Source organism: Chryseobacterium sp. CCNWLW53 (assembly GCF_037083525.1).
Taxonomy (GTDB): domain Bacteria; phylum Bacteroidota; class Bacteroidia; order Flavobacteriales; family Weeksellaceae; genus Chryseobacterium; species Chryseobacterium lathyri.
On record NZ_JBAOJR010000002.1, the window covers coordinates 725,901 to 739,150 of the forward strand.

Annotated in this window: 11 protein-coding genes; 8 read left to right on the top strand and 3 right to left on the bottom strand. The window is 39.0% G+C overall.

Annotated features, from left to right (window positions below):
- The first annotated feature begins 70 nt into the window (after positions 1-70).
- From glgB to V6R96_RS08325, 4 genes are read left to right on the top strand one after another with little or no spacing between them, the layout of a single operon-like run.
- Entirely contained in the window at positions 71-2,020 is a 1,950-nt protein-coding gene (glgB, locus tag V6R96_RS08310) for a 1,4-alpha-glucan branching protein GlgB (protein WP_336378634.1), read from the top strand.
- Positions 2,021-2,077: 57 nt separating this feature from the next.
- Complete coding sequence (locus V6R96_RS08315) at positions 2,078-3,484, top strand: glycogen/starch synthase (RefSeq protein WP_336378635.1); 1,407 nt, start codon at positions 2,078-2,080, stop codon at positions 3,482-3,484.
- 4 nt (positions 3,485-3,488) lie between these two features.
- Complete coding sequence (locus V6R96_RS08320; RefSeq protein WP_336378636.1) at positions 3,489-4,025, top strand: hypothetical protein; 537 nt, start codon at positions 3,489-3,491, stop codon at positions 4,023-4,025.
- Between the two features lie 14 nt (positions 4,026-4,039).
- A complete protein-coding gene (locus V6R96_RS08325; RefSeq protein ID WP_336378637.1) occupies positions 4,040-5,308 on the top strand; it encodes a glucose-1-phosphate adenylyltransferase in 1,269 nt (422 codons plus the stop codon).
- 45 nt (positions 5,309-5,353) lie between these two features.
- On the opposite strand, the gene V6R96_RS08330 is transcribed toward V6R96_RS08325, so the two are convergent.
- On the bottom strand, positions 5,354-5,488 hold the full coding sequence (locus tag V6R96_RS08330) for a hypothetical protein (RefSeq protein ID WP_262901789.1): 135 nt from the start codon (positions 5,486-5,488) through the stop codon (positions 5,354-5,356).
- Between the two features lie 241 nt (positions 5,489-5,729).
- Between V6R96_RS08330 and V6R96_RS08335 the strand changes: the two genes are divergently transcribed.
- From V6R96_RS08335 to apaG, 4 genes are all read left to right on the top strand, one after another.
- Positions 5,730-6,770, top strand: coding sequence for an SRPBCC domain-containing protein (locus V6R96_RS08335; RefSeq protein ID WP_111958139.1), 1,041 nt, complete (start codon positions 5,730-5,732; stop codon positions 6,768-6,770).
- A 124-nt stretch (positions 6,771-6,894) separates the two neighbouring features.
- The gene (locus V6R96_RS08340) at positions 6,895-9,711 is read left to right on the top strand and encodes a 2-oxoglutarate dehydrogenase E1 component (RefSeq protein ID WP_111958137.1); all 2,817 of its coding nucleotides are present in this window, start codon (positions 6,895-6,897) and stop codon (positions 9,709-9,711) included.
- Positions 9,712-9,752: 41 nt separating this feature from the next.
- Entirely contained in the window at positions 9,753-11,009 is a 1,257-nt protein-coding gene (gene odhB / locus V6R96_RS08345) for a 2-oxoglutarate dehydrogenase complex dihydrolipoyllysine-residue succinyltransferase (RefSeq protein ID WP_111958135.1), read from the top strand.
- Between the two features lie 77 nt (positions 11,010-11,086).
- Positions 11,087-11,476, top strand: coding sequence for a Co2+/Mg2+ efflux protein ApaG (apaG, locus tag V6R96_RS08350; protein ID WP_111958133.1), 390 nt, complete (start codon positions 11,087-11,089; stop codon positions 11,474-11,476).
- A gap of 75 nt (positions 11,477-11,551) precedes the next feature.
- Here apaG and V6R96_RS08355 read toward each other — a convergent pair whose 3' ends face one another.
- Together V6R96_RS08355 and V6R96_RS08360 are read right to left on the bottom strand one after the other, a co-directional pair.
- Positions 11,552-12,106: a 3'-5' exonuclease gene (locus tag V6R96_RS08355; protein ID WP_111958131.1), complete on the bottom strand. Its 555-nt coding sequence runs from the start codon at positions 12,104-12,106 to the stop codon at positions 11,552-11,554.
- A gap of 163 nt (positions 12,107-12,269) precedes the next feature.
- Positions 12,270-13,250: a glycosyltransferase family 2 protein gene (locus tag V6R96_RS08360; RefSeq protein WP_336378638.1), complete on the bottom strand. Its 981-nt coding sequence runs from the start codon at positions 13,248-13,250 to the stop codon at positions 12,270-12,272.

Below are 13,250 nucleotides of genomic sequence, written 5' to 3' on the forward strand. Positions count from 1 at the left end.
ATTAATTATTAATCGTTATTGTGGGGAATTTTCGTAGTTTCAAAGAAAAATAAAGTATAACTATATCTTGATGAATTCTGTTAAAACCTATACGCTGTTCACAGATCATGATATCTACCTTTTCAAAGAAGGCAGGCATTATAAGCTGTATGGGAAATTTGGAGCACATTCTGTTGAAAAAGAGGGTGTAAAAGGTGTCTATTTCTCGGTTTGGGCTCCTAATGCAAAAAAAGTTTCCGTTATAGGGAATTTCAACAACTGGAATCATAAAGATCATATTCTGTTTCCGCGGTGGGACGGATCGGGAATCTGGGAAGGATTTATCTCCGGACTTACCTGGGGGACATTATATAAATATGCTGTAGAAACTGCCAGAGGTGAAATTCTGGAGAAAAGTGATCCTTTTGCTTTAAGTTGGGAGCAAAATCTGCAGGCAGCCTCGCTGGTTTCTACAACCTGGTACGAATGGAGTGATGAGGAATGGATGGAAAAGCGCTGGAAAAGCAACAGTCTGAATGCGCCGCTATCTGTGTATGAGCTGCATTTAGGTTCCTGGGTAAGACAAGGTGATGCTCCGGATAAATATTTGAATTACCGTGATATTGCTGAGAAATTAGTTCCTTATGTAAAGGAGATGGGCTTTACGCATGTAGAATTCATGCCTGTCATGGAATATCCGTATGATCCAAGCTGGGGGTATCAGATTACCGGCTTTTATGCAGCGACCTCACGTTTCGGTTCGCCGCAGGATCTGATGTTTATGATCAATGAGCTTCACAAAAATGATATTGGGGTTATTTTGGATTGGGTACCGTCTCATTTTCCGGGAGATGCCAACGGGTTGCACCGTTTTGATGGCTCTTACCTTTATGAACATGAAGATCCCAGAAAAGGGTTTCATCCTGACTGGAAGTCTTATATTTTCAATTACGGCAGAAATGAAGTGAAATCTTTCCTGATCTCGAATGCGATGTTCTGGCTGGAACGCTATCATGCAGACGGACTTCGTGTAGATGCAGTCACATCTATGCTTCATCTTGATTATTCAAGGAACGAAGGAGAATGGGAGCCTAATATTGAAGGGGGAAATGTAAATCTTGAAGCCAAAGCTTTTTTGCAGGAATTCAATACGGCTGTTTATAAAGAATTTGGAGACAGTATTGTTACGATAGCTGAGGAAAGTTCGGATTTCCCTATGCTTACAAAACCTGTTCATGATGGCGGGGTAGGCTTCGGAATGAAATGGATGATGGGATGGATGCATGATACGCTGGATTATTTTAAAGAAGCTCCGGAAAACAGGAAATACCACCATCATAAAATCACTTTTGCATCCGTGTATATGTATAACGAAAATTATATGATGCCGCTGTCGCATGATGAAGTGGTACACGGAAAAGCGAGCCTGATCTATAAAATGCCGGGTGATGAATGGCAGAAATTTGCCAATCTCCGCACCCTATATGTCTACATGTACACTCATCCGGGAGCCAAGCTTCTTTTTATGGGGGACGAATTTGCCCAGACCGGTGAATGGAATTTTACCAGAAGCCTTGATTGGCATCTGCTGCAGTATCCGGTTCATAAAGGAATGCAAAGTTTAGTCAAAGATCTAAATCATTTATATAGGAACGAAACTGCTTTTTATGAAAATCAATTTGATAAAAACGGATTTGAGTGGGTGGAAGCGGATGATCTCGAGAATTCAGTCTATGTGTATCTTAGAAAAGGCAAAAGAAGGGATGATGTATTGATGGTCGTTCTCAACATGGTTCCACAGGTTTTAGAATATACCATCGGAGTTAATGTAGGGACTCATTGGGAGGTTATTTTCAACTCTGATGACCAGAAATATGGCGGAAGCGGTGTAGATGCTGATATTCTGGGTGAAAAGCAGGAAGAATGGATGAGGCATCCAAAATCTGTCACGGTAAAACTTCCACCAATGGCAGGAATTGTTTTAAGACAGAAAAAAGATAAAAAATATAAATTACAGAGAATAAAACAACACAAGAAATAATCATTAGATGCTGAGGACTACAATAGGGTTTGATGAAATATAAATGACAGTGAAATTATGGTAATATATCATTTAAGTACAGAATGTTATCCGGTAGCAAAAGTAGGTGGTCTTGCAGATGTTGTGGGAGCGCTGCCGAAATATCAGAACAAAATAAAGGGAATAGAAGCCAAGGTTGTTATGCCCTGGTATAATAAATCTTTTGTTCATGATCATGAGTTTGACATAGTTTTTGATGGCTTTATTCATCAGGGAGAAAATATGCTTCAGGTTCAGGTCATGAAGGAGAAAACAGATGCTTTAGGATTTGAATTGTATATGGTGAAAATTCCCGGACTTTTAGATAGGGAAAGCCCTTACGGATATCAGGATGAAAGTTTCCAGTTTTTAGCCTTTCAGCATGGGGTACTTCATTGGCTGAGTGCTATGAAGATCCGTCCGGATGTATTGCATTGCCACGATTATCATACAGGGTTAGTCCCTTTTATGACGCAGCACTGTCCTGAATTTGAATTTTTAAAAGGGGTAAAAACTATCGGCACCATCCACAATGGAGAGTACCAGGGAATGATGAGCTGGAATATGGCGAATTATATGCCTCATTTTGATTCCTACAAATGGGGGTTAATGGACTGGAACGGACTCATCAACCCGCTGGCAAGCATGATCAAATGTGCAGATGCTTTTACAACTGTTTCTGAAGGTTATCTTGAAGAACTGTTTATCAGTTTCCGCGGACTGGAAAGCCTGGTGCGCCAGGAGTTCGGAAAAGCATACGGAATCATCAACGGGATTGATACGGAAGTATGGGACCCTGAAACCGATCCGATGCTGGATTTTAATTTTAATATTAAAAATGCGGTAGCCCAAAAGAAGAAAAATAAAGAAAAGCTTTGCAAAGAATATGGTTTGAAGCCGGAACTTCCTCTGTTTGCCTTTATAGGAAGATTTGCTACCGAAAAAGGAGCAGATTTCCTGCCGGATGTAGTCTGGAAAAGCATTAAGCAGAGTTATGGTGCACTGAATATTATGATCCTGGGCTCTGGAAATGCTTATATTGAAAACAAGCTTAAAGAATATGCATACACATATACCAATTTTGCGCTGGATCTGGGGTATAAAGAATACCTTTCCCATAAGATTTATGCATCCGCGGACTTTCTGCTGATGCCGTCGCGCGTGGAGCCATGTGGGCTAAACCAGATGTATTCTATGAGGTACGGAACAGTTCCCGTTGTAAGATATACCGGAGGCCTCAGAGATACAGTGGAAGACATTTCAACCGGAGGAGCGGGATTAAATTTTACCTATCCGGGAGTAGACGATATAGTACATGCCATGAACAGGGCATTGGGAATTTATAACCAAAAAGGAATTATGGAAGATCTTATCCATGCCAACATGAAATTTGATTTTGCATGGGAGAAATCTGCGGAAAAATATATAGCTTTATATAATAACTGATGTGATGAAAGTTTCCGGTTTTCTTTTTGTCATCATGATCCTGCTTTCTTCATGTAAAGAAGATGAAGGAAGTTATCATGGCGGATATTATTGGATTTATGGATACGGACTGCCTGAAATGGGAGCACAGGAGACTATGGATGGAATATCTGAAAAATGGAAAATTAAGCATTATGCTGTATCAGGCTGTATGATAAGCCCTGAAGAAGAAAGAGCCGTAAATGCCATTAACAAAAGGACCTATGCTGCAATAGAAAGAAAGTATGGTAAAGACTGGCATGCAGCATATGATAAAGATATGCAGGATTTCACCATGAAGAATGTAGATGTCATGGATGTTCTGATCACGAGTAAATTGTTCAGGAAAGAGCTTAAAAAGCATTACATTGAGGTCTATAACGTAGACAAAGAAGTATTTGAACTTAATAATGAAGGCGAATTTAGGGTCATTGTGTATAATAATGAACTCAAATATGAAAATAAAGAGTGCTTTAGATTAGCAGTAAACACTAAGAATAGAACAGTAAATTTAATTCAATAAAACGCAAGATACCTATGAAACGAAATGTAATCTCCATTGTTTTGGGAGGCGGCAGAGGGACAAGATTATTCCCGTTAACATATTCAAGATCCAAACCGGCAGTTCCTATTGCAGGAAAATACAGGCTGGTAGATATTCCTATTTCCAACTGTCTGAATTCGGGACTCAATAAGATCCTGGTTTTAACGCAGTTCAATTCAGCTTCCTTAAATTCACATATCAAGAATTCTTATCACTTTGACATTTTCAGCAAAGGATTTGTAGATATTCTTGCTGCTGAGCAGAACGTGGAAAACGACAGCTGGTACCAGGGAACAGCAGATGCGGTCCGCCAGTCGATGAAGCATCTGGAAAAATATGATTACGACTATATTCTTATCCTTTCCGGTGACCAGCTTTATCAGATGGATTTCAGGGAAATGCTCGATTTTCACATTAAAAACGGAGGTGATGTGACGATTGCTACTATTCCCGTGGTGGCAAAAGACGCCAGAGGATTCGGAATTTTAAAGTCTGACGACGACGGAAACATTACATCTTTCTATGAAAAACCGGAATATGATATTCTGGATGGCTTAAAATCTGAAGTTTCAGAAGAAAACAAGCGTAAGGGAAAAGAATATCTGGCCTCGATGGGAATTTATATCTTCACGAGAACCATACTGAAAAAAATGTTTGAAGATGGAGCCGGGGATGATTTCGGGAAAGATATTATTCCAAATTCTATCGGAAAATACAAAACACTGAGCTACCAGTATGAAGGCTACTGGACAGACATCGGAACCATAGAATCTTTCTACGAAGCCAACCTGGATCTGTGTCAGGACTTTCCGCAGTTTAATCTTTTTTCCTCTTCACCCATTTATACAAGAGCAAGGATGCTTCCGCCGTCCAAAATTAACGGTTCATACGTAAGCAAAGCTGTTTTCGGGGATGGATGCATCATCATGGCCGATAAGATTGAGAATTCAGTGATTGGGAACAGGACCAGAATAGATAAAGGAAGTACGATTGTCAATTCTTACGTAATGGGAGCTGATTTCTACCAGAATACTACCGAAATTGTGCTTAATGACAGAAACGGGTACCCGAACATGGGAATAGGAAAATACTGCTATATTGAAATGGCTATTCTTGATAAAAACTGCTATATCGGCGACAATGTAAAAATTATCGGCGGAAAGCATATTCCGGATGGCGATTACGGAACCCATTCCGTACAGGATGGAATTGTAGTGGTGAAAAAAGGAGCTGTTCTTCCTTCGGGAACCCATATCGGATAATGAAAGATATGGTTAGTTGACTAGCTATACATAAAAGAGGAGACATTATTGGGTCTCCTCTTTCTGTATATATAAGCTTCTTTTATTAAGATAGCCGTCTTCAGGAATTTCTGAAATTGAATACTGAGAAAAACCCGTTGAAAAAAGTAAAATCAAAGGAAATACAAATAACTTCTTCATAGAAAAATATTTAATTTTAGGCTTTTTCACGCATCAAAAAATATACCGTTATTTCGATATTTAAAAGTGGAGTTATTTTTATAAAATAATAAATTAATAATTGAAATTTCCAATTATAATGCAGTTTTTTCAAAAATAAAAATTGAATAATTCACTTTTGTAATGTGGCTTATTTTAGAAATGAATTTTTCAAAATAACTGAGATGTTGGTTACTTTTTTTATTTGTCTTACTTTTGCGTGATGCGTTTTTTTAAAATAATAGCCGTAATTCTTGTTCTTGTGGTAGGAGCCTATGCTGCTTCCATGTATTTTTTCGTGGACGAAAACAAGGATTTTAAGATAGAAAAAGAAGTCGATTATCCCATAGATAAAGTCTTTTCCCAGTTTAATAATCTCCAGCATTTTACCCGCTGGAACAATTTTTTTACAAGTTCACCATCAATTGATATCGATTATTATACCCCTTATGAAGGTCAGGGAAGTGCAATAAGCTATGTAGATCCGAAAAATGATACGGACGGAGAAATGTTCATCCGGTATGAAAATCCTGCTAAAAGCTTGAGATACCAGCTTTTTGAAGACAGGAATGAAAGCCCAACGGTAGTGGATGTTCAGTTCAAGCCTGTTTCTGCGGACAAAACAAAGATTACTTGGTATGTGCATACACCTAAACTTTCCGTATTCAGAAGAGTGGAAAATTTTTGGACAGAAGACCGGTTTGCCGAAAATATTAATAAAAGCATGGTCAATCTGAAAAATGTTTTGGGCAATAAAGTGGAAAAAGACAATCAGATGGCTTCCATCAAGTATGACAGTCTCATGGTGGAAAACGAGGAAGATAAGCTGTTGCTGGGCATCAATGTAAGTGCATCCAATAAGAAAGAAGCACTGTATAAAAACATCGTTATGAATTACAGCAAAGTGTATAACTATGTCACAATGGATCTCGGTAAAAAAGACGATGAATTTGGCTTCCCGGTACTGATTACCGATGCCGATAATTACAAAGACAAAGAAGTTTCTTATTTCCTGGGAATTCCTCTTTCCAAAAAGATAGGAGTTCCGGATAATAATTTCAATTTCCGGACTGTAAATCCTTCTCAAAATTATGTGATGTACTACAAAGGAAGCTACGAGGGCAGAATACGGGCGGTTCAGCAGCTGATTCAGAAGGCTAAAAAAGACGAGATGCGCTTCGGAGATATCCGGCAGACCTTTATTGAACGTCCGATTGAAGGGCAGGAGGTGAATATTAAGCTCTCATTATCAGTGTTTAAGTGATTTTTTTTCGATTATTTTTTTCTTAATTTTTTTTAACGGTTTCAGGCTGTCTTAACTCGGTTTTTTTTATTAAATTTGAAGATTAATTCTACAAATAAATTTTAATAATAGATAAACTGTAATAATGGACAGATTTTCATTCCTAAACGCAGCTCATTCTCAGTTAATTGAGGATTTATACCAACAGTACTTAAAATTCCCGGATTCTTTAGAGCCATCATGGAAAGCCTTTTTTCAAGGCTTTGATTTTGCTTTGGAGAACTATGGAGATGACGATAACATCCAATATATCCAGGCTCCGGCCAATGCTGCTCCGGCAGTACAGCAGATCTCTCAGGCAGTAGCCGGCGGAGAAGTTCCTGAGCACATCAAAAAAGAGTTCAAGGTAGTAAACCTTATCGAGGCTTACAGAACAAGAGGGCACCTGTTCACAAAAACAAATCCTGTCAGAGAAAGAAGACATTATACGCCTACTTTAGACATCGAGAACTTCGGTTTGAGCAAGGAGGATTTAAACACAAAATTCAACTGTGCTGTTGAAACAGGAATGAAAGAGCCTGCTACATTACAGGACCTGATCAAGCATTTGGAAAATATCTACTGCGATTCTATCGGGGTAGAGTATACGTATATCAACAATGTTGAAGAAAAAGATTTCATTAAGAAGTGGCTTCAGGTGAACGAAAACCACCCAAGCCTTTCTGCCAATGAGAAAACTGAGATTTTATTAAAATTGAATCAGGCAGTAGCTTTTGAAAACTATCTTCACACAAAATTTGTAGGACAGAAAAGATTCTCTCTGGAAGGAGGCGAAACATTAATTCCCGCATTGGATCAGCTGATCTCACGATCTTCTCAACTTGGAGTGGATGAAGTGGTATTAGGAATGGCCCACAGAGGAAGACTGAATGTTTTATCAAACATTTTCGGAAAATCTTATAAGCAAATCTTCTCAGAATTTGAAGGAAAAGAATTTGAAGAGGATGTATTCTCAGGGGACGTTAAGTATCACTTAGGATCATCTAAAAAAGTGAAAACCGCTTCCGGAGAAGAAGTGGCCATCAACCTTACCCCGAACCCGTCTCACCTTGAAACCGTAGCTGCTCTTGTAGAAGGAATCTGCCGTGCGAAAATAGATGACAAATACAAAGGAGACGGTTCCAAAATTCTTCCTATCGTGATCCACGGTGACGGTGCTATTGCAGGACAGGGAATTGCATATGAAGTAGCTCAGATGATGACCTTAGAAGGGTACAGAACAGGAGGAACTGTTCATATCGTTGTCAACAATCAGGTGTCATTTACCACAAACTATGCTGATGCCAGATCTTCAACATACTGTACAGACATTGCAAAAGTAACAGAATCACCTGTAATGCACGTTAATGCAGATGATGCTGAAGCGGTAGTTCATGCCATGCATTTTGCAGCAGATTTTAGAGCGAAATTTGGTAAAGACGTTTATATCGATTTATTAGGATACAGAAAATATGGACACAATGAAGGTGATGAACCTAGATTCACACAGCCTAATTTGTATAAACTAATTTCTAAACATCCTAATCCAAGAGAAATTTATAAAGATAAATTACTTAAGGACAGCATTACATCCAATGATCTTATTGCAAAAATGGAATCAGATTTCAAAGCACTTTTAGATAAAGACTTTGATGCTTCCAAAGAGATCGAAAAAAATGCAATGGATCTTTTCATGGCAGAAGACTGGACCAATTATCCAATCGGAAAAAGAGGGGCAGTTCAGATTCCTGTAGATACAAAATATGACCTGGCTAAACTTAAAGAGCTGGCGATTAAAATGTCATCTCTTCCTGCTGATAAAAAGTTCATCAATAAAATTACAAGACTGTTTGATAACCGTGTTAAGGCTATCGAAGGAAATTCATTAGACTGGGCTCTTGGAGAATGGTTGGCCTATGCAACACTTCTTGTGGAAGGGCATAATGTGAGAATTTCCGGAGAAGATGTAGAGAGAGGAACATTCTCCCACAGACATGCGGTGGTGAAAACTGAAGATACAGAAGAAGAATATATCCCATTAAGACATGTATCAGAAAGCAGATTTGATGTATTCAACTCTCACCTTTCAGAATACGGAGTCTTAGGTTTCGACTACGGATATGCAATGGCTTCTCCTAATACACTGACGATCTGGGAAGCTCAGTTCGGAGACTTTGTGAACGGTGCTCAGATCATCGTTGACCAGTATCTGGCTGCTGCAGAGGAAAAATGGAAGATTCAGGACGGATTGGTAATGTTACTACCTCACGGTTCAGAAGGTCAGGGTGCAGAACACTCTTCAGCAAGATTAGAAAGATTCTTAACGCTTTGTGCGAACGAAAATATGGTGGTAGCCAATATCACTTCACCTGCTAACTACTTCCACTTATTAAGAAGACAGCTTAAATGGACATTCAGAAAGCCGTTGATCGTAATGAGCCCTAAATCTCTGTTGAGACATCCGAAAGTGGTTTCTCCACTGGAAGATTTTGCAAACGGTTCATTCCAGCCGATTTTGGACGATCCTACAGCAGACCCTAAAAAAGTAGAAAAATTAGTATTGTGTTCAGGTAAATTATACTTCGAATTATTAGCGAAGAAAGAAGAGCTTAACTGTGAAAATATTGCACTGGTAAGATTGGAGCAGCTGTATCCGCTTCAGGCAGATGCATTAGAAACGATCTTCAGCAAGTATAGTAACAGAACACAATTGGTTTGGGCTCAGGAAGAACCAGAAAACATGGGAGCGTGGTCTTATATCCTGAGAAACTTCAGAGACACAGGAATCCAGGTAGTAGCTCCGGTACCAAGCGGTGCTCCAGCTCCGGGAAGCCACAAAATGTTTGAGAAAAACCAGAATGCAGTGATCAACAGAGTTTTCGACAGAGATGATGCTCCAGCAAAAAGACCCGTTACAGCGTAATTAAGAATAATACCCAATTAAAAAAATAAAAAATACTCAATATGTCAGTTTTAGAAATGAAAGTTCCTTCACCGGGAGAATCCATTACAGAAGTTGAAATTGCAACTTGGCTTGTGAAAGATGGTGATTATGTAGAAAAAGATCAGCCAATCGCAGAAGTAGACTCAGATAAAGCAACTCTTGAATTGCCTGCAGAACAAAGCGGTGTAATCACGTTAAAAGCAGAAGAGGGTGATGTAGTACAGGTTGGCCAGGTAGTTTGTTTAATTGATATGGATGCTGCAAAACCTGAAGGCGCAAGCGCACCGGCTGCAGAAGCTCCAAAACAGGAAGAAGCTCCAAAAGCTGCTGAACCAGCTAAACAGGAAGCTCCAAAACCAGCTGCTCCGGCACCGGCTCCACAAACGTATGCAACAGGAGCTCCGTCTCCTGCAGCTAAAAAGATTCTTGATGAGAAAGGTATTGAGGCTGGACAGGTTTCAGGAAGCGGAAGAGACGGAAGAATCACTAAGACTGATGCAGAATTAGCTGCTGTTCCTGCTTTAGGAGGAAGCCCTTCTACGGCAACAGGAGCTCGTACTACAACGACGACTAAACTTTCAGTTCTAAGAAGAAAAATCGCTTCAAGATTAGTTTCTGTAAAGAACGAAACAGCCATGTTGACAACTTTCAATGAAGTTGACATGTCTGAAATCTTCAGACTAAGAAAACTATATAAAGAAGAATTTGCTCAGAAACATGGAGTAGGACTAGGCTTTATGTCTTTCTTTACAAAAGCGGTGACAAGAGCATTACAGATGTATCCGGATGTAAATGCATCTATCGACGGAGATTACAAGATCAACTATGATTTCTGCGATATCTCAATCGCGGTTTCAGGTCCTAAAGGATTAATGGTTCCGGTATTGAGAAACGCCGAAAACATGTCTTTCGCTGGAGTTGAAGCCAATATCAAAGATCTTGCAACTAAAGTAAGAGACGGTAAAATTACAGTTGATGAAATGACTGGAGGTACATTCACTATTACAAACGGTGGTACTTTCGGATCTATGATGTCTACACCAATCATCAACCCTCCGCAGTCTGCTATCCTTGGAATGCACAACATTATCCAAAGACCGGTAGCGGTTGACGGACAGGTAGTGATCAGACCAATGATGTATGTGGCAATGTCTTATGACCACAGAATTATCGACGGAAAAGAATCTGTAGGATTCCTTGTAGCGGTAAAAGAAGGTATCGACAACCCTGTTGAAATACTAATGGGAGGTGACGAAAGAAAAGGTCTTGGATTATAAATTTTAAGAAATTTTAATATTAACACAATCTCGCCCTAAAAAGGCGAGATTTTTGTATCTGTTAAAGAAATACTAAGATGATGTTCTCAAAAATGACTTCCAATATCAAAGTTTCAGTAATACCTGAATATGATAGTAAAAACAGTTATCCATCTGAAAACCGTTACGTCTTCAAGTATAATATTACGATAGAAAATGACGGCAGCTTTCCGATTAAAGTACTGAAAAGAAAATGGCTGATCTTCGATGTAGGCTTTGGATACACTGAGATTACAGGAGATGGTGTAATAGGATTGACACCAGAGATTCCTGTAAGCGAAAATTTTGCTTATTTCTCCAATGTGATGCTTCGGTCCGGAGTAGGAAATATGAGCGGAAAATACCTTGTTAAAAACATGGATACCCAGGAAACTTTTGAAATTGAGATTCCAAAATTCAACCTGCTCTCTGAAGTGTTAAGCAATTAGGAGTATTCCTTTTGAGATGGTGTAGGAAATAAAATAATGATTGTGAATAGCAGTCGGTAGTAGAGGCTTTTTAAGTTATAATTTTTTAATATACTTTAGAAAAGACTCGTGTATTTCTTCATTTTCAGTAATAATTAATTTTTCAAAAGCCAGCAGGGCAATTTTTGCACAGGCTTCTGCATCGTCCCCGGCCCGGTGATGGTTAAGGTTGATCTGATGATGTTCCGCCAGATGTTTCAGACCGTATTTCGGAAGATAATTCCATGATTTTTTAGCCAGCTGAATGCTGCAAAGGTAATTCAGTTTTGGGGTAAACATGCCGTAATGCTCAAAACAGCCCCTTAAAACCCCTGCATCAAAGCTTGCATTATGCGCGATCATCAGGGTGCCATACATCATTTCTTCAGCTTCATACCAGATCTCATCAAAAGTAGGAGCATCCTGCACGTCTTCCGGAGTTATCCCGTGAACACCAATATTAAATCTGCTGAAATAAGGGAAACTGGGCGGTTTGATCAGCCAGGTTTTCGTTTCTACGATTTTGGAATTCTGAACAACACATATGCCCATTTCACACGCTGAACTTTTTTCGTGAGTGGCTGTTTCAAAATCTATTGCGCAGAAATCCATTTTTTTGAGTGATGAGTTAAGAATTATGTGTTGCTGATTGGTTAGATGCTGGTTTTATTTAACATTCAAGGGTTAAAGTTTTTGAAGTTAAGAATTTTTCCTGTAAAATACTATACTCCTTTAAGCGTCAGATATTGTACTTTATTTCTCTAATCCCTAATCCCTACTTCCTTCCACCTAAAAAATGTCTGAAGATCAGCCACTTCGACTGGTAGAATGTATTTTTCTGATGCCTTTGACGAAGTTTCCATGTTCCTGGAAGTTGCCCATAAAATCCGAAATGAGCCCTTACCACAGCCCAAAGGTGTGGAAATCCATTCTTGAGTCCGAAATAAATTCCTGCAATTCCGTCTAAGCACAGCCTGAAAAATATGAGCCCTATCAGTTTAGGAAATGGTAGATTTTTCAACATCATAGAAAGATTGTTTCTGATGTTTAAATAAGTCTTTTGTGCACTTTGCTTATTCAGGGTTCCGCCCCCTACATGGTATACTTTTGATTTTCCCGTATAAAAGATCTTCTTCCCGGAATTAATCAGTCTCCAGCAAAGATCAATCTCTTCCTGATGAGCAAAAAACCTTTCATCGAAACCATTTTGCTCCCAAAAATCTTTTGAACGAACAAAAAAGCAACATCCTGAAGCCCAGAATATCTCTGTTTCATCATCATACTGGCCGTTATCCTCTTCAAGGTCGTCAAATATACGTCCCCGGCAGTAGGGGTAGCCCAGATTGTCAATAAGACCTCCGGCAGCACCGGCAAATTCAAACTGCTTTTTATTGTTGAAAGATAAAATTTTAGGCTGTACGGCCGAGATAGAAGGATCTTTTTCAAGCAGATTCAAGGCAGGATTGATCCAGTTTTCGGTAACCTCCACATCAGAATTGAGAAGGCAATAATATTCGTTTTTTATTTCCTTTAAACCTTCATTATACCCCCCTGCAAAACCATAATTCTGATTGTTTTTAACGATTTTTACGATAGGAAAATGAGTCTGTACAAATTCTATAGAATCATCGGTAGAAAGGTTGTCTATCACATAAATATCTGCATCCTGGGAAAAACCAACAACACTGGGAAGAAATTTTTCAAGCCAGTTTTTACCGTTCCAGTTTAAAATAACAACTGCTAAATTTTTAGGCAT